Source organism: Streptomyces sp. ITFR-21 (genome assembly GCF_031844685.1).
Taxonomy (GTDB): Bacteria; Actinomycetota; Actinomycetes; order Streptomycetales; family Streptomycetaceae; genus Actinacidiphila.
The window spans coordinates 3,682,265-3,699,594 of record NZ_CP134605.1; the positions used below are offsets into that span (position 1 = coordinate 3,682,265).

The following is a 17,330-nucleotide window of genomic DNA, read 5'->3' on the forward strand; positions in this document are numbered from 1 at the left end:
CCGGGCGTGTCAGTCCTCGGTGGACGCCGACGGCAGCCTGCTCTGGATCAGGTCCATCACGGAGGAGTCCGTGAGGGTGGTGACGTCGCCCAGCGCCCGGTTCTCCGCGACGTCGCGCAGCAGACGGCGCATGATCTTGCCGGACCGGGTCTTGGGCAGCTCGGAGACGGTCAGGATCCGCTTGGGCTTGGCGATCGGGCCGAGCGCCTTGCCGACGTGCTCGCGCAGCTCGGACACCAGCCCCGCGCTGTCCTCGGCGCTGCCGCGCAGGATGACGAAGGCGACGATGGCCTGCCCGGTGGTCTCGTCGGTGGCGCCGACCACCGCGGACTCGGCCACCTTCGGGTGCGAGACCAGCGCCGACTCCACCTCGGTGGTGGAGATGTTGTGGCCGGAGATCAGCATCACGTCGTCCACCCGGCCCAGCAGCCAGATGTCGCCGTCGTCGTCCTTCTTGGCGCCGTCACCGGCGAAGTAGCGGCCGGGGAAGCGCGACCAGTAGGTGTCGATGTAGCGCTGGTCGTCGCCCCAGACAGTGCGGAGCATCGACGGCCACGGCTCGGTCAGCACCAGGTAGCCGCCGGAGCCGTCGGGCACCTCGTTGGCCTCGTCGTCCACCACGGTCGCGGAGATGCCGGGCAGCGGGGTCTGCGCGGAACCCGGCTTGGCCTGGGTGACACCCGGCAGCGGGGAGATCATGATGGCGCCGGTCTCGGTCTGCCACCAGGTGTCGACCACCGGGGTCTTCCCGGCGCCGATGTGCTGCCGGTACCAGATCCACGCCTCGGGGTTGATCGGTTCGCCGACACTGCCCAGCACCCGCAGGCTGCTCAGGTCGAACGCGGCCGGGATGTCGTCCCCCCACTTCATGAAGGTCCGGATCGCGGTGGGCGCGGTGTAGAGGATCGTGACCCCGTACTTCTGCACGATCTCCCAGAACCGGCCCCGGTGCGGTGTGTCCGGGGTGCCCTCGTAGATCACCTGGGTGGCGCCGTTGGAGAGCGGGCCGTAGACGATGTACGAGTGGCCGGTGACCCAGCCGATGTCGGCGGTGCACCAGTAGACGTCGGTCTCCGGCTTGAGGTCGAAGACGGCGTGGTGGGTGTAGCTGGCCTGGGTCAGATAGCCGCCGGAGGTGTGCAGGATGCCCTTGGGCTTACCGGTGGTGCCCGAGGTGTAGAGGATGAACAGCGGCTGCTCGGCCTCGAACGCCTCCGGGACGTGCTCGGTGGACTGCCGCCCGGTGATCTCGTGCCACCAGATGTCCCGGCCCTCGGTCCACTCCACGTCCTGGCCGGTACGGCGGACCACCAGGACGTGCTCGACCTGCGAGGTGCGGGACACCGCCTCGTCGATGGCCGGCTTGAGCGCGGACGGCTTGCCCCGCCGGTAGCCGCCGTCGGCGGTGATGACGAGCTTGGCGTCGGCGTCGTCGATCCGGGAGACCACCGCGTCGGCGGAGAAGCCGCCGAACACCACCGAGTGCGCGGCCCCGATCCGGGCACAGGCCAGCATCGCGATGACCGCTTCGGGGATCATCGGGAGGTAGACCGCGACCCGGTCGCCCTTGCCGACGCCCAACTCGGCCAGCGCGTTGGCGGCGCGCGACACCTCGTCCTTCAGTTCCGCGTACGTGATGGCGCGGGTGTCGCCCGGCTCGCCCTCGAAGTGGACGGCGACCCGGTCGCCGTTCCCGGCCTCGACGTGCCGGTCCACGCAGTTGTAGGCGACGTTCAGCTTCCCGTCGGCGAACCACTTGGCGAACGGCGGGTTCGACCAGTCCAGCGTCTGGGTGGGTTCCGTCGCCCAGGTCAGCCGCCGGGCCTGTTCGGCCCAGAAGCCCAGCCGGTCGGCCTTGGCCTGTTCGTACGCCGCCGCCGTGACATTGGCCGCCGCCGCCAGTTCGGCCGGGGGAGCGAATCGCCGCTCCTCCTTCAGCAGGTTGGCCAGGCTCTCGTTGCTGCTCACGCCAGCTCCTTGTCAGGGTCTCCCAGATGTCCCGGCACTACCTCACCAGTCCTGAGGCACCCTGACAAGAGCTCCTCCGGTAATGGTTTAGACCTTTGCGTTGACTCATTCGCATCCCTCCTGACCACCGCCGGTGCCGGTGCCGGAGCCGGTCAGCACGGGGCCGACGGGGGCCGGGGCCGGGGCGGCCGGGCTCGTCGCCGTGGTCGCCGTGGTCGCCGTGGTCAGGGTCGCCGATGCCGTCGGGGCCGCATCGGGACCTACCGCCGAGAACACCCCCGTCCCGCGCTCGACGATGTACGCCTGCGCCTCGGCCACGTGGAAGTACATTCCATGCAGCTGCAGGGTGCCGTCGCGAACCCGGCGGGCCACACACGGATGGGCCGTCAGATGGTCCAGCTGTGCCATCACGTTGACCAGGGCCAGCCGCTCCAGGTCGTCGGTGATCGGGCGGTCGGCGACCGCCACCTCTTCGCTGCGCAGCCGGGCCAGGCTCGGCCGGCCGTGCCGCAGCCACCTGGCCAGCGGGGTCTGCGCGCCCGGCTCGTGGTCGCAACCGAGCAGTGCCTGCATGGCACCACAGCCCGAGTGGCCGCACACCGTGATGCTGGAGACCTGGAGCACCTCCACCGCGTACTCCACCGCCGCGGCCACCGAGTCGCAGGAGCCGTCAGAGCCGGGCGGCGGCATCAGGTTGCCGACATTGCGGACCGTGAAGAGGTCTCCGGGACCGCTGGACGTGATCATGCTCGTGACCAGCCGCGAGTCGGCGCAGGTCAGGAAGAGCTGACCGGGACTCTGGCCCTCCCGGGCCAGCCGCGCCAGCTCCTCGCGGACCAGTGGAGCCGTGTTGCGCTGGAACGCGCTGACCCCGCCGAGCAGTTGACCCCCGCTGGTCGCCGGTACCGCGGCCGGGCGGGTGCAGTGGTGGTTGCGCCACGGCGTCCAGGGGCGGCAGGCGTGCGCGCCGACCGGTTCACTGACGGCCCGCCCGGCGCCGTCGCCCAGCACCGCCCGGCCGCCCAGCGAACGGTGCCGCTCGCACCAGGCGCGCAGGGCCTCATAGGCGGCGTGGTCCATGAAGGAGCCGTCGAGCTCCACGACCACGTCGGCGTCCTGCGGAAGCTGGGCGAAGGCCCGGGTCAGCCGCGGCACCGCCAGGAACGTCAGCTGCCCGCTCACCCGCACCCGGTGGCAGCCGGCCTCCTCGCTGACGGCCACCCGGGTACGGGTGAGCCCGCGCATGGCCAGGAAGACGGCGACCGCGCCACCCGCCACGACGCCTTGCAGCACCCCGAAGACCACCACCGAGGCCAGCGTGGCCGCGTACACCGGCAACTCGCGGTGCCGCTGGACGTGCCGGATGTGCGCGAAGCTCACCATCCGCACCCCGACCAGCATCACCAGTGCGGCCAGTGCCGCCAGTGGGATCGCCTCCAGCGCCGAGGCGGCCGCGCCCGCGCAGAGCAGCACCCACACGCCGTGCAGCACCGTGGCCCGCCGGGTGCGGGCGCCGGCCTCGACATTGGCCGAACCGCGCATCGCGCCGCCCGCGATGGGCATGCCGCCGAGCATTCCGGAGACCATGTTGGAGGCGCCCTGCCCGAGCAGCTCCCGGTCCAGCCGGGCCGGCGGGGCGTGGGGTCCCGGGCGGCGGCCCTGGAGGGCGTCCACGGCCACCGCCGACAGCAGCGACTCCATGCTCGCCACAAAGGTGACGGTGACCACCGCCGCGATCACCCCGAGCACCGGGCCTTCCGGCAGCGCGGGCAGGACCGGTGCGTCCCAGCGCGGCAGCTCGACCCGCGGCATCGACAGTCCGGTCGCCACCGCGGTGGCCAGCGCGACGGCCGCCAGCGGCGCCGGGACCGCCCGCAGCACTCTGGCTCTGCCCCGCAGCCGTGGCCAGCCGAGGAGTACGGCCACGGTCAGGGCGCCGACGACCGGCGCTGTCGGGTGGCTGTCCGTCAGCTGGTCGGGCAGGGCGGCGATGTTGGCGACCGCGGAACTCTGCGGACTGCCGCCGAGCACCACATGCAGCTGGCCGACGGCGATGACCGTACCGATCCCGGCGAGCACGCCGTGCACGATGGCGGGGCTCACCGCCAGCGCGGCCCTGGCCACCCGCAGTACGCCGAGCAGGAGCTGCGCCAGACCCGCCAGCACGGTGATCGCGCAGGTGGCGGGCCAGCCGTAGTGCTGGATCAGGCCGGCGGTCACTACGACCAGGCCGGTCGCCGCGCCGCTGACCTGGAGCGGTGCGCCGCCGAGAAGCCCGGCCACGATGCCGCCGACGGCTGCGGCGACCAAGCCGGACTGCGGGGGCGCGCCGGTTGCCAGCGCGAGTCCGAGCGACAGGGGGACGGCGATCAGGAAGACCGTGATCGAGGCGGACAGGTCGGATCGGTGGGAAGTGGGTCGGTGGAGGGTGCGGAGTCTCATTTCCCGTCTCCTTCGCTGGGCGGCGGGAGGAGCCAGCGCGACATGAAGTCATCGCTACGCCCAAGTGCCAGTAAATGGAGAGTAATGGAATGGATGCGGAGAGTGAAGTCCAGAGGTTAAATTGGGAGTGTTTTACCGCTATCGAGTGAATTTTTGGGCGATCGACTTAGCTGTCCGTGCGACGGTGCGTGACGGAAGGCGCACGGGCTCGGCGGTGTCCGCCACGGCGGTCCGCACCCCACCAGCACCGCTCAGCGGGGCCCGGATGCGCATCTCGTCCTCGGGCGCCGGTTCACGGGTGCGCGCCCGGTCATGGCGGCCGTGGTGGCCGGCTTGGCTCCCACCGGCCAGGTCGCCGACGCTCCGCGGATATGCGCGGAGGTCAGCGTGGGGGCGTGGGGGCGTGGGGGCCTGGGGCCGCTGGGGCTGGGGCTGGGGCTGGGGCTGGGGCTGGGGCACGGGGCGGGTCGCCGTGGTCGGCCGGGGCGGACCGCGCGGGTGTCGGGCGCTTGGGCGGGCCGGGGCGTCGCGCGGTGCACGTGGTCACTGCCTTCGGCGCTCGGCGCCGCGTCACCTTGCTCCGGCGGCATCCGCAGAGGTGACCTCTCGGCGGACACGCGGGGCCTCGCGGGCGCCGGTGGCGGCGCCCGCGGACCCTGGACGTCGACGTCGAACAGGTGTCGCCGGGTGGGCGGGAGGAACGGCCGGGCCGTGCGACAGGCGTGCCACCCGGGCGGGTAGAGGTCAGGAACGCCAGGGATCAGGCGCTTGCTGTGACCTCCGGCAGGGACTCGCTCAGGACGAAGCCGGGGTCGATCTGGTCCGCCAGGTCGGCGCCGGTCTTCGCGTTGCCCCAGCTTTCGGCGTTCCGCTGGTGGAAGTGCACCATCTGGCGCGTGTAACGGTCCCAGTCCCTGGTCTCATATGCCTCGTCCGCGCGTGCGTGCATGGTGCGCAGCGCTTTCCGGTTGGACTCTTCCAGTCAGTCGAAGTGCGGCGGACGGCCCTTCTCCACGGCCCGCACCCAGTTCGAGTGCCCGACGCTGACCAACAGGTCGTCGCCCACCTCGGCCCGCAGGAAGGCCAGGTCGTCCTCGCCCTGCACTTTGTTGCCGATCACCGCGAGACTGACGCCGAAGTCCCGGGCGTACTCCTTGTACTGGCGGTAGACGGCGACGCCCTTCCTGGTCGGCTCGGCGACCAGGAACGTCAGGTCGAAGCGGGTGAACATCCCCGAGGCGAAGGAGTCGCTGCCCGCGGTCATGTCGACGACCAGGTACTCCCCGCGCCCGTCCACCAGGTGGTTCAGGCACAGTTCCACCGCACCGACCTTGGAGTGGTAACAGGCGACTCCCAGGTCGGACTCGTTGAACGGGCCGATGACCATCAGCCGTACCTCGGCGGTGTCCGCTCGGCCGCCGTCGTCCCCGCCGCCCCACCCACCGTCGAGCGCGGTCCGGTGGGCGCATGCCGCGTAGAGCGGATTGTCCTCCATCAGCCGCAGCAGCCGGGAGCCGCGGCCGGGCGGGGTGGTCTCGATCATGGCGTCGGCGGAGGTGATCCGCGGATTGGCGCCGCGCAGGTACTCCTTGATCTCCGTCAGGTGGGCGCCGAGCGCGGGAAGCGCGGCGGCCTCGTCCTCGTCGAGGCCCAGCGCGGGCCCGAGGTGCTGGTTGATGTCCGCGTCGATCGCGACGACCGGGACCCCGGGGGCGGCGAGATGGCGGATGAACAGGGACGACAGCGTGGTCTTGCCGCTGCCGCCCTTTCCAACGAAAGCGATCTTCAGGTTCGGTAAGCGTAGCGGCGCGGCCCTGGCCGGGGGCGATGTGGAGTGGGGAAGGCCACTCGATCGTGGTCGTGTCACTGCTTCGGCGGTGCGTAGGGTCGGGAGCATGGCTACGAACACAGCTTCAGCCGCTGCTCCCGAGGCGGGCGACCCGCTGGCCGTACTGGGCGCTCTGCCCGGCGTACCCGATGCGGTGGAATCGGTACGGCAGGCCGTGGACCAGGTCTACGGACACCGGGTGATGCGCCGCCGGTCCGACGAAGTGGCGTCCGAGGCGGCCCTGCGCGGCGCCCGCGCCTCGGCGGCGCTGGCCGGCGCCGACTGGTCGCTTGAGGAGGTCCGCCGGCGCAGCGACTTCTCCGTTGGCGGCGAAGCCCACACCGTCGGCGCGGCCCTTCGGCTGACGGCGGAGGCGGGCCGGCTCCTCGCTGTCTGGCGGCGGTCACCGGTCCAGGCGCTGGCCCGGTTGCATCTGGTGGCAGCCGGCGGCGTGGCCGAGGAGATCACGGTGGGCCGGCCGCGGCTGGCGGGGGAGACCGTGGCCGAGCCGCTGGTCGGACTCGCTGCGGTCCCGCTGCCGGAACCGGGCGAGGTGGCGGCCCGGCTGGACGCTCTGGCCGGGCTGCTGCGGACCGGCACGGCGGCGCCCGCGCTGGTGGCCGGTGCGGTGGTGCACGGCGAACTGCTGTGTCTGCGTCCCTTCGGCTCTTTCAACGGCCCCGTCGCCCGCGCCGCGGAACGGATCGTGCTGGTCGGCAGCGGACTCGACCCCAAGTCCGTCTGCCCGGCGGAAGTCGGATACGCGGAGTTGGGCCGGGCCGACTATCTGAAGGCCCTCGACGGGTATGCGTCGGGGACGCCCGAAGGAATGGCCGAGTGGATCGCGCACTGCGGCCGGGCGCTGGAACTCGGGGTTCGGGAGAGCGTCGCCGTCTGCGAGGCGCTCCAGAGGGGCGCGGCCTGACCGGAGGGCGGCGCGGTCACCGGACGGGCGCACCGGCTACGACCCCGGCATGGTTGCGGCGGCACCGGCAGGTGCCGCCGCTGCCACGTCCGTCGGGTTACCAGTGCGTGCGCGATTTCTGCCCAGCAGGCCGGACCTTCGCCCGTGACCTGATGCGGCTGGCCCGGTTGGCGGGTCGGCTACGCGTGGGTGCACGACTTCCGTGGCCGGTCCGTGGGGCCTACTGCTGTGAACTGCGGTCTTCCTCCCGGAAGTCCGTGGTCTCGCGGGCCGCTGTTTCCTTTGTACTGCCGCCCGGTGAGAAGCGGAACCCCTGGCTACCCTTTTTAGTTTTCACGGCACATCAGGACACAGCCACCGGCCGGCGGCGCCGCGCGGCCAGCCAGACCAGTCCGGCGGTGGCGGCGGCGGCCCCGACGGCGACGGCCAGCGCCGGTCCTGCCGGCATGGACAGCGACGGGATGCGCTGGTTCAGCCGCACCGGACGGTTGAAGGTGAGGACCGGCCAGTCGCGGGCGACCGCCTCCTTGCGCAGCGCGCGGTCGGGGTTGACCGCGTACGGATGCCCGACGGTTTCCAGCATGGGAATGTCGGTCACCGAATCGCTGTAGGCGAAGGACCTCTCCAAGTCGTAGCCCTCCAACTCGGCGAGGTCGGCGATGGCTTCGGCTTTCGCGGGACCGTAGACGTAGTGTTCGATCTCACCGTTGTACGCGCCGTTCTCGACGACCATGCGGGTGGCGACCACGTGGTCGGCGCCGAGCATCTCGCCGATGGGCTCGACGACCTCGGAACCGGAGGCGCTGACGATCACCACGTCGCGGCCGGCAGCGTGGTGCTCCTCGATCAGCGAGGCCGCCTCGTCGTAGATGATCGGGTCGATCAGGTCATGGAGGGTCTCCGCGACGATCTCCCGTACCTGCTGCACATTCCAGCCGCGGCACAGTTCGGAGAGGTATTTGCGCATCCCCTCCATCTGGTCGTGATCCGCACCGCCGACCAGGTACACGAACTGGGCGTATGCGGTGCGCAATACCGCGCGTCTGTTGATGAGACCGCCGTGGTAGAAGGAGCGCCCGAAGGCGAGCGTGCTGGACTTGGCGATCACGGTCTTGTCGAGATCGAAGAACGCCGCGGTGCGCGGGGGCAGGTGGTTTTCCACGAGACGAGCATAGGCACCCACCATTCGGCGTAAGCTCAGGCGCGTGGGTTTGCCTGTGGGGGCCTTCGGGTACACCATGGAAGTCACGGATCGTTCGCGACCGTGCTAACCCGGTCTGGCTCCTCCCCCCCCGAGTCAGATCGTGGGGACGACCCCCGCTCTCCCCCCCGGCGGGGGTCGTCGCATGTCCGGACACGTTTCGCCGCTCTCGGCCGAGTTCCGTCTCGCCGCCGTGCATGTCGATCTCCTTCGTACGCGTGTGCGTTTCCACTGTGTATGACGCGTGACGGACCGTAGTCGTTACCGGCTCGAGCGCAACTCACCCGTCCGAGTGGCGAAGTTATCCACAAAGGCCGAGTTGTCCACAGATTCCAACCGAGACCGTCCCAATTCCTCTCCTTGTCCCAAGCTGATCGCAGGCGCCACACACCGTGCGCGCATCACAAGCGACGGGGGACAGGAAAATGTCAGGAACCAGCAAGTTTGACCGGCTGCCGACTCCGGCGGAACGGCCGGGCGGACCGTTGATTGTCAGTGAGGACGAAAGTCTGCTGGACGATCTGCTGCGGCTGTGCGCGGCCGCGGGCACGGAACCGGAAGTGGTCTTCGCGGGGCCGCCACGCGCGTCCAGTTGGGACAACGCACCTCTTGTCCTGGTCGGAGCGGAAGCTTCCGGAAGAGTCCGGGGAGCCCCGCGGCGCAAGGGCGTACTGCTCGTCGGACGTGATCTGGACGACCCCGAGGCATGGCGCCGGGGTGTCGGCATCGGCGCCGATCATGTCCTTTTTCTGCCCGACGCGGAGAGTTGGCTGGTCGACCGGATCGCCGACATCGCGGAGGGAGTCGGCGAACCCGCACTGACCATCGGCGTGGTCGGCGGCCGAGGCGGCGCCGGCGCCAGCACGCTGGCCTGCGCACTCGCCGTCACCGCCGCTCGCACCGGCCGGCGGACCATGCTCATCGACGGCGACCCGCTCGGCGGCGGCCTCGACATCCTGCTCGGCGCCGAACGCACCGGCGGATTGCGCTGGCCCGACCTCGCGGACTCGCGCGGGCGCGTGAACAGCGGAGCCCTGGAGGAGTCGCTGCCCCGGCTGGACTCACTCAGCGTACTCAGCTGGGACCGCGGCGACTCCGTACTGATCCCGCCGCAGGCCATGCGGTCGGTCCTCGGCGCCGCCCGGCGCCGGGGCGGAGTGGTCGTCGTCGACCTGCCCCGCCGGGTGGACGAGGCCGTCGCCGAGACCCTCGCGCAGATCGATGTCGGACTGCTCCTTGTCCCTGCGGAACTGCGCGCGGTGGCCGCCGCCGCCCGGGTGGCGTCCGCGATCGGCATGGTCCTGAAGGACCTGCGGGTCGTGGCGCGCGGGCCTTTCGACTCCGGCCTTCGCGACCGGGAGATCGCCCGCCTCATCGGGCTGCCGCTCGCCGGTGACCTCCCGCCGGAACCCGCGCTCGCCGACGCACTGCCCGGAGCCGGACCACCGGGTGCCTCCGGCCGTGGCCCCCTCGCCCGATTCTGCGGCGCCTTCCTCACACAGGCGCTGCCGAGCAGCGGGAGCGTGCCGGTATGACCGCCGAACTCCTCGACGCCGTGCGGCTCCACCTTGCCCGAAACGGCGGCGAACCGACGCCCGCGCGGGTGGCCGCGGCGCTGCGCGCTCGGGGACGGCTGCTCGGCGACGCCGAAGTACTCGATGTCGTGGCCGCCCTGCGCTCCGAACTCGTCGGCGCCGGACCGTTGGAACCCCTGCTGGCCGACCCCGAGGTCACCGACATCCTGGTCAACGCACCCGACCAGGTGTGGATCGACCGCGGCCGCGGCCTGGAACGCAGCGACATCGGGTTCGCCGATGCCGCAGCCGTGCGCCGCCTCGCCCAACGGCTGGCCACCACGGCCGGTCGGCGGTTGGACGACGCCAGACCCTGGGTCGACGCCCGGCTGCCGGACGGCACCAGGCTGCACGCCGTTCTCCCGCCGGTCGCCGTCGGCTCGCCGTGCCTGTCCCTGCGAGTGGTACGGTCCCGGGCCTTCACCCTGAGTGAACTGGTCACCGCCGGCACGCTGGACAAGCAGACCGCGGCGCTGCTGCGGGCCGTGCTCGACGCCCGGCTGTCCTTCCTGATCAGCGGTGGCACGGGCTCCGGCAACCCCATGTTCACTTTGGAACACACCTAGATTTTCTATGCACGCGGTATGGGGGAGGGGTGGTGTTTCCGCAGGTCAGGTGCCCGGCCTCGCGTAGTCGGAGTGCTCCGTATGGGGCATGAATGGTTATGCGGAAAGGCGCCGATCATGGACAACGACGAAGGGGTCCTCATCAGTGAGGACCCCTTCCCGCTGTAAGGATCTGGCGGACCTTACGGACCTCCAGGTCATGAGCAGTTGCGTCCGTCGTCCTGACGGAGGCAGGGGTCCGGGCCAGTCCGGACTCCTGCGCGCCCGCGCGGGCCCCGAGCGAAGAGAAAGGGTACGCACTGGTGCGTACCCTTTGCTGCGGACAGGCTGTCCGCAGCAACCGTGGGTCTCTGCCCCACGGTTGCCGGGTAGTCGTGGGGCAGGAGCCACGACTGGGCATCGCCGCAGGTCGGGGAAGCTGCTGGTCGGAGCGGGTGTGAGATCCGGCGTTGTTTTATTACAGCGATCGTCACACCCGGGCGGTGTCCGCCTCGTCCCGTTTTCCCGGCTCCGGGAAAACGGCAGGTCACAGGGATGGACCAGTGAGACACTGGCTCGTCTCCCGGAGGATCGTTCTTGTCGGCATCGACATAAATGCAGGTCAGGACCATTTTGCCCAGATGGACAACTTGGTCTCGGACCTGGTCGGCACAATCTGCTGACCAGCCTCGCACGCACGGGCCGCCCCCTCGCCGACCTGCCGAGATTCGCGACACCCTTTGGGGGTGCCGCGAAATCCCCGTGTCGATATGAGCACGACTGCCGGGCCTGCATGGCGCAGAGCACCATGCAGCATCCCGCCCGCGCCCGCGTGGGGTGGACTTACTTCCTTCAAGGAAGTAAGTGGGATCGGGTCCCGAGCCCGCGCCCGCGTGGGGTGGACGGTCCGCCAGGGGTCAGCACAATCTGCTGACCCCCCGAGCCCGCGCCCGCGTGGGGTGGACCCTTCGCGGCGTGCGGCTTTGCGGGGGTCACGTTGACCCTCACAACGGCGAAGGCCCGCACCGTCGTCCGTGGCGGCAGTGCGGGCCGATGGGCGCCGGGGTGCGGCGACTACCCGCGCGTGGCCCTGTATGCCCTCCTGGACCACGTAGACGGGTGCACGGACTGCCGCGCCCGCCTGGAAGGCTGTCCCGACGGCGCCACGCCGCACTGACTCAGGTGCCGTAGGCGCCGCCGATGGCGCGGCTCCGGTCGGCCAGCGGGTCGTGCAGCTCGAAGCTGTGACCTCCCCGGTGCCCGGCGTACTCCATGCAGGGCTCGCCGCCGCCGACCGCGGGGCAGGGCGGCAGCACCCGCACTTGGGCCGGCACGGTGCCGTCGCACCAGCTGGCCCAGACCGCGCCGGTGTCGGGGCCGTCCAGGTCCAGGACGAACGCCTGGTGGTCGTCATCGCCGTGTGCCTGGAGCGTGCAGCGCAGGTCCCGCTCGACGTCGGCGGCCGAGGCGCGGCCGGGGTGCGGCTCCAGGGCAACGGCGGCGGGGACGAGTGCGGCGGGCAGGAAGCTGCGGCGGCCGCACACCTGCGGCTGGTCGGTGTCGGGCATGGGTGGTCTCTCTTCGGTCGCGGAGGGCGTGCGGTGGCAGGTGCAGCTGCACGCCGTCTCGGGCAGGACTGGCGCGCTGATGCCGGGCAGCCACATGGGGCCGTTGCCGCGGCACCTGGCGTGCTGCGCGGGAAAGTTCACGAGGTGGGCGCCGGCGCAGTACGGGCCGATGGCCGCTGTTGGGCTGTACGTCACGGCTGCTCGCTGCCGAGCTCGGCCCATAAGCCCCGGCCGTCAACGGCCGTTCCCTGGGCGGTGGACAGCTCGGTGATGATGACCCGGCCGGGCCCGTAGAGGGCCTGGAGCGAGAGCATCCGGTCACCCGATGCGGTGATCCGTAAGCGGATGCCCGCGGTGGACACGGTCATCTGCACCTTGGAGGGGTGCACCGCCAGTACGGCGATGAACAGTTCGGCGGTGATCTGCGGCGCGTCGGTGTGGCCGGTGTGGGTGCTCACCCATGCCCGTGCTTCGGCGGCCTGCGCCGCTTCAGGGGGGAAGGCGCGCTGCCAGCTCTGACCCGTTTCAGGCATGGGTGTGTCCCCAATTCCCGTAGCGTTCTGAGTACGGAAAACTTCTTTCTGTACTCAGAATCACGTGAGACTTGGCGCCGGTCAAGACGAACCAGCAATATGTGTGTACAGAAACGGGACGATCACTCACGAGGGTGGGCGCACGTGGCAGAGCGGCCGGAGTACCTCCGCATCGCGGCGGACATCCGCACCCACATCACCGACGCCACCTACCGGCCCGGCGACAAATTGCCCACCCTGCCGGTGCTGTGCGACACCTACGGCGTCAGCGAGACCACCATCCGCAACGCCCTGGCGGTACTGCGCGCCGAGGGCCTGATCGAGACCCGCACCCGCGCCGGGACCATCGTCCGCGACCGGCCGCCCGTCCACCGCCTCACCGCCGACCGCTACCGCACCCAGCCCGGCCCGCCGCAGACCGCCTTCACCCGCGACCAGGGCATCGGCTGGTCCGAGTACCGCCTCGACAAGCGCTTCGAGAGAGTCCGCGCCGGCGCCGACCTGGCGGCGCTCTTCGAATGCGAGGTCGGCGAGGCGCTGCTCGCACGGCACTTCGTCTTCTACGACAGCGACGAGCCCACCCAGATGTCCACCAGCTACGTCCGCTGGTCCGACGTGGCCGGCACCCCGGTGGCCGATCCGATCAACGAGCCCTGGCCCGGCGGGACCCGCGCGCAGCTCGCCCACATCGGTATCCGCGTCACCCGCATCACTGAGACGTTCACCACCGGCATGCCCACCGAGAAAGAGGCCACCGTCCTGCGGATCGGCGGCGCCGTCCCCGTGCTCCGCTTCACCCGCCGGCATCTGGCCGCAGACGGCCGCGTGGTCGAGGTCGCCCACCCCATCGTCAGGAGAGGCGACGCGACCGTGGTCGAGTTCGCCATCGACCTGGACTGAGTAAAAGGCCCCCGCCTCGGTGAGACGGGGGCCGGCCACCGCACAGCCACGTGGATGGGATACCGCCACCGTACCCGCAGGGTCCGACAGCGGGCATGACGAAAGGCCCCCGCCCGGACCCTGAGGTCCAGACGGGGGCTCAGTCGTTATTGCCAGGGCAGCAGTTCGAGGTCGTCGGGCGGCTCTGGCGGCGGACCAGCTGGGCCGGGGTCGATCTTCGCGGCCCACCGACGCAGGTCCACATACGCCCGGGTGAGGAGCTGCCGCTGTTCCCGCTCGTGCGTCAGCTCGCGGTCGAGCCGACGGGTGATCGTCGTGAACGATGACCGCCGGGACTGCCGCCACGCGGCGGCACCGCCGAGGACCGTAGCCACCGCGGTACCGACCGCGCCCAGGTCAATCACGGTCGCCCCCCTTCTTGTCGTACAGGATTCCGACGACCCAGGGCGGTTCCGACATCCCCGCGCACAGCACGATGAAGACGCTGAAGGCCAGCCAGGCCGCCGCCGAGCCACTTGACGACGGCAGGCCGCCGGCCCACGCCGAGCGGGCATAGGTCACGCCCCACAGGACCGCGGGTCCGGACAGTGCGGTGAACCCCGGGGCCTGGTACCGCATCCGCCGGCCCAGGCCCGCCAGGACCGCGACCGCGCCGGCGGCGACCCAGACCCAGCCCAGGCTCGACAGCGGGATGTACCGGGTGATGCCGGCCAGGCCGCGGGAGCGGGCGTACCCGGGGTCGGTGATGATCGACCGGCCGTAGAGGATCCAGCCGGTGCCGAGGACCATGAGGGCCGCGGGGCGCAGCCCCCCGACCAGGCGCACCGCGGCCCGCATCACAGCGCCGTGGTGGGCGGCACCGGAGCGACCGCCGGGGTCCCGCCGATGGCGATACCGCCGTCGGCGTCCGGGTAGTGCGGCGGGCGGGCGAGGCCGAGGAGCCAGCCCCAGGCCGGGGAGACGTGGGCCTCCAGGAGGCGGAACAGGGTGTAGTACGCGGAGCTGAACGCCGCGCCGAGCCACAGGGTCAGGGCCGCGCTGTCGACGCCGATCCCGGCGTGGGCGAGCCACGCGGCGAGGGTGCCGACGATCACGGGGACCAGGGTGCGCCACAGGGACGCGAGGGTGTCGTACACGGTCATGACAGTTCCGTTCTGCTGGTCAGCTGGTGGTGGGCTGGGCGCCGGTCACGTCCACGTCGACGTGCACGACGCTGCTGGCGATGGCGGCCTGGACGGCGGCCACGACGGCGGCGGTGTCGACGCCGGAGCCGATGAGGCGGCCGGCGAGGGTTTCGACGGTGGCGGTGAGGGCGCTCACCTGGGTGAGGAGGCTCTGGGTGTTCGCGGCGGCCTTGGCCGCCTGTCCGTACCCGGCCCAGAGGGCGCCGCGGACGGTCACGGTGTCGGCGCCGGGTTTGGTGGGGTCGTCGATGCGGGTGTCGAGCAGGGTCTTGGCGTCGGCCTGGCTGAAGGTCACGTCGTGCTCCTGGGGGGTGGTGTTGGTGGCCCAGGCGCGGAGGGCGGCCGGGCTGAGGTAGGCGAGGTTGCGGTCCACGGGGGTGCTGGTGAACTGCCAGACCAGCGGCTGGTGCCCGGACGGGGCCGGCCGGGGGCGGGCCGCGGCCTGCGCGTAGGTCATGGCGCCCGCCGGGTAGGCCGGGTACCACAGTGCGTCCGCGTTGCCGGGCATCCGGCCGGCCGCGATGTCCGCGGCCGAGGTGTAGACCCCGACGCGCTGCCCCGGAAACGCCCGCCGCACGGCGGCGATCCAAGCGGTGGCATACGCGCGGATCTGAGCGTTGGTGGCGCCCTGGTAGTTGGCGCCGTCGGTGCGGCGTTCCAGGTCCAGCCAGTGAAGGAACCCGGGCCGGGCGAACGGCCGGACCGCCTCCACGTAGTTGGCGGCCTCGACCGTCGGGCTCTGGTTGGGCCATCCGTAGTGGTACGCGCCAGGGATGAGGCCCGCGGCCAGGATGCCGGTGATGTGCACGGCAAACCGGGGGTCGCGGCTGTGCTGGCCCTCGGACGCCTTGGCGAACGCGAAGGCCAGGCCGTCCCTGGCGAGGGCGGCCCAGTTCTGCGGGGCCTGGTAGGCGGAGACGTCGATGCCGGTGCAGGTGTCCATACGCCCTCCCGGGATATGGCAAAGCCCCGGGCCGGGGTGGCGCGGGGCGGGCGGGACGCGGTGCGTGCGGGGTCAGGGGCAGCCGAGGGTGATGCGCTGCCAGTCGATGCGGGAGGGGGCGCCGACGGCGTCCCAGGTCTCGTAGGCGATCCCGACGTGGACGCGGTCGGTCTTGGCCATGTCGGAGTACGCGGCGAAGGTGTCGGGCCCGGTGATGTCGGAGATGGTGCGCCAGGTGATCCCGCCGTCGTCGGAGCGGCGCAGGGTGAGGTGCCGGCGGACGAGGGGGTCTTCGGGGGCGGTGTACAGCAGCGGGGCGCAGGTCACCCCCTGGGGGTATCCCGGGTCCTGGAGCAGGGAGCCTTCGACTTCGGGTGCGGGGACCTGGGGTGCGGGCCGGACCGGTGCGGAGAATGACGAGCCGGAGGTGAGGCTGTAGGTGTAGCCGCGGCCGAGCGGCGGGGTCAGGGACTGGCCGCCGACGTTGCGGGACAGGACGTACAGGCGTGCGTCGGGGAGTTCGGCGATGGAGGTCTCGCCCGGCCGGACCGGGTCGTCGGTCGCGCTGTGGTCGTCGGTGTCGCCGGTGCGCCAGGTCTGCCCGTCGTCGTCGCTGATCAGGGTCTGGATGCCGCGCAGGCCGGGGGCGGTGTGGTCGGCGGGGGCGACCAGGCGCCCCTTCGCCCGGCCGTACTGGATGGTCACTCCGTGGCCGGGGCCGGTGTTCATCCACCGCCACCCGGCCGCCTTGACAGAGGTGGTGATCTCGCGCCGCGCGGACCAGGTGACGCCGGCATCGTCCGAGGTCTGGACGAAGACCCGGCGGGCGTCCTGCGCACTGACGGTTCCGGCCTCGATCTCGGGCTGGGTGACGCTGCCGCCCTGGCGGTCGAAGACGAGGACGATGGTGCCGTCGTCGGTGACCATCGGGGTGGGGCAGTCGATGGTGTCGTACCAGTCGTCGGCGACCACCTGCTGCGGTGTCCAGGTGCAGCCGCCGTCGGTGCTGCGGCGCTCCAGGATCTCCACGTCGCCGCCGTCCGCGGCGCTGTTCTTGCGGCCTTCGGCGAAGGCGACCAGGGTGCCGCGGGCGGTGACGACGGCGGGGATGCGGTAGGCGGCGTAGCCGCCGGTGCCGGAGGCCCACAGCGTGCTGGTGCAGGCGGTCGCGGTGGCGGGCGCCGCGGTGGCGGCCGGGATGGTGGTGAGGGCGGCGAGCAGGGGAAGTGCTGCTGCCAGGGTGGCGCGTGCGCGAAGGCGCATGGGTGGGTGGGCCTCTCGTCAGGTGGTCGGGTAGGTGAGGGTGGTCAGGCTGATCCGGGTGACGGTGCCGGTGGTGGCCTGGATGGTGAGCAGTCCGGCGGAGGTCAGGGTCAGGTCGGCCGCGGCCGTGGTGGCGCCGCCGCCGACCCGCAGCTCGATGTCGCCGGCCGGCCAGTAGCCGGGGGGCAGTACGGCCACGGTGGTGCCGGCGGTGAGGGTGCCGGGGATGAGGGAGCCGATGAGGCGCACGACGCCGTTGGCTTCCATGCGGACGGCGGGTGCCGCCCAGGACCCGCCCGCCGGGGCCCAGCCGCCCGCGGTGGGGAGTTCCTGCCAGGCGCCGGTGACGGCGGAGCGGCGGGCCGCGCGCAGCTCGGCGAGCTGCCGCTCCAGGCGGGCGATGCGTTCGCCGAGCGCGCGCAGGCCGCCCGGCATCCGGTCTGCGGGCAGTGGCAT

The 17,330-nt window shown here is 71.6% G+C and carries 14 protein-coding genes and 2 pseudogenes; 4 read left to right on the top strand and 12 right to left on the bottom strand.

The genetic code is table 11. The features are described from left to right. Positions 1-9: 9 nt before the first annotated feature. The 3 genes and pseudogenes from acs to RLT57_RS16090 form a co-directional block, all read right to left on the bottom strand. Positions 10-1,968 carry an acetate--CoA ligase gene (acs, locus tag RLT57_RS16080; protein WP_311298090.1) on the bottom strand — a complete coding sequence of 653 codons (1,959 nt, stop codon included), beginning with the start codon at positions 1,966-1,968 and terminating at the stop codon, positions 10-12. Positions 1,969-2,073: 105 nt separating this feature from the next. Continuing rightward, a complete protein-coding gene (locus tag RLT57_RS16085; protein ID WP_311298091.1) occupies positions 2,074-4,410 on the bottom strand; it encodes a SulP family inorganic anion transporter in 2,337 nt (778 codons plus the stop codon). A 760-nt stretch (positions 4,411-5,170) separates the two neighbouring features. After that, positions 5,171-6,199: pseudogene (locus RLT57_RS16090) on the bottom strand (ATP-binding protein). 106 nt (positions 6,200-6,305) lie between these two features. Here RLT57_RS16090 and RLT57_RS16095 point away from each other — a divergent pair. Continuing rightward, complete coding sequence (locus RLT57_RS16095; RefSeq protein WP_311298092.1) at positions 6,306-7,163, top strand: oxidoreductase; 858 nt, start codon at positions 6,306-6,308, stop codon at positions 7,161-7,163. Positions 7,164-7,506: 343 nt separating this feature from the next. On the opposite strand, the gene RLT57_RS16100 is transcribed toward RLT57_RS16095, so the two are convergent. Then, positions 7,507-8,349 carry an HAD family hydrolase gene (locus RLT57_RS16100; protein ID WP_311298093.1) on the bottom strand — a complete coding sequence of 281 codons (843 nt, stop codon included), beginning with the start codon at positions 8,347-8,349 and terminating at the stop codon, positions 7,507-7,509. A gap of 440 nt (positions 8,350-8,789) precedes the next feature. Between RLT57_RS16100 and ssd the strand changes: the two genes are divergently transcribed. Continuing rightward, complete coding sequence (gene ssd / locus RLT57_RS16105) at positions 8,790-9,899, top strand: septum site-determining protein Ssd (protein WP_311298094.1); 1,110 nt, start codon at positions 8,790-8,792, stop codon at positions 9,897-9,899. Beyond that, positions 9,896-10,474 (top strand): annotated as a pseudogene (locus RLT57_RS16110) (ATPase, T2SS/T4P/T4SS family); the annotation flags it as partial. The gene ssd and the pseudogene RLT57_RS16110, both read left to right, overlap by 4 nt. A gap of 1,187 nt (positions 10,475-11,661) precedes the next feature. On the opposite strand, the gene RLT57_RS16115 reads toward RLT57_RS16110, so the two are convergent. Both RLT57_RS16115 and RLT57_RS16120 read right to left on the bottom strand, forming a co-directional pair. After that, positions 11,662-12,051, bottom strand: coding sequence for a hypothetical protein (locus tag RLT57_RS16115; RefSeq protein WP_311298095.1), 390 nt, complete (start codon positions 12,049-12,051; stop codon positions 11,662-11,664). Positions 12,052-12,242: 191 nt separating this feature from the next. Further along, complete coding sequence (locus RLT57_RS16120) at positions 12,243-12,584, bottom strand: hypothetical protein (protein WP_311298096.1); 342 nt, start codon at positions 12,582-12,584, stop codon at positions 12,243-12,245. Between the two features lie 144 nt (positions 12,585-12,728). On the opposite strand from RLT57_RS16120, the gene RLT57_RS16125 reads away from it, so the two are divergent. Next, the gene (locus RLT57_RS16125; RefSeq protein ID WP_311298097.1) at positions 12,729-13,484 is read left to right on the top strand and encodes a GntR family transcriptional regulator; all 756 of its coding nucleotides are present in this window, start codon (positions 12,729-12,731) and stop codon (positions 13,482-13,484) included. 146 nt (positions 13,485-13,630) lie between these two features. Here the strand turns inward: RLT57_RS16125 and RLT57_RS16130 are convergent, their stop codons facing one another. The 6 genes from RLT57_RS16130 to RLT57_RS16155 form a co-directional block, all read right to left on the bottom strand. Continuing rightward, positions 13,631-13,888 carry a hypothetical protein gene (locus RLT57_RS16130; protein ID WP_311298098.1) on the bottom strand — a complete coding sequence of 86 codons (258 nt, stop codon included), beginning with the start codon at positions 13,886-13,888 and terminating at the stop codon, positions 13,631-13,633. After that, the gene (locus tag RLT57_RS16135; RefSeq protein WP_311298099.1) at positions 13,881-14,321 is read right to left on the bottom strand and encodes a hypothetical protein; all 441 of its coding nucleotides are present in this window, start codon (positions 14,319-14,321) and stop codon (positions 13,881-13,883) included. Before RLT57_RS16135 ends, RLT57_RS16130 begins: the two co-directional genes overlap by 8 nt. Next, a complete protein-coding gene (locus tag RLT57_RS16140) occupies positions 14,321-14,626 on the bottom strand; it encodes a hypothetical protein (RefSeq protein WP_311298100.1) in 306 nt (101 codons plus the stop codon). The genes RLT57_RS16135 and RLT57_RS16140 overlap by 1 nt, the downstream gene beginning before the upstream one ends. A gap of 19 nt (positions 14,627-14,645) precedes the next feature. After that, positions 14,646-15,611 carry a glycoside hydrolase family 25 protein gene (locus tag RLT57_RS16145; RefSeq protein WP_311298101.1) on the bottom strand — a complete coding sequence of 322 codons (966 nt, stop codon included), beginning with the start codon at positions 15,609-15,611 and terminating at the stop codon, positions 14,646-14,648. A gap of 72 nt (positions 15,612-15,683) precedes the next feature. Then, the gene (locus tag RLT57_RS16150; RefSeq protein ID WP_311298102.1) at positions 15,684-16,874 is read right to left on the bottom strand and encodes a sialidase family protein; all 1,191 of its coding nucleotides are present in this window, start codon (positions 16,872-16,874) and stop codon (positions 15,684-15,686) included. Positions 16,875-16,892: 18 nt separating this feature from the next. Continuing rightward, positions 16,893-17,330, bottom strand: coding sequence for a hypothetical protein (locus RLT57_RS16155; RefSeq protein WP_311298103.1), 438 nt, complete (start codon positions 17,328-17,330; stop codon positions 16,893-16,895).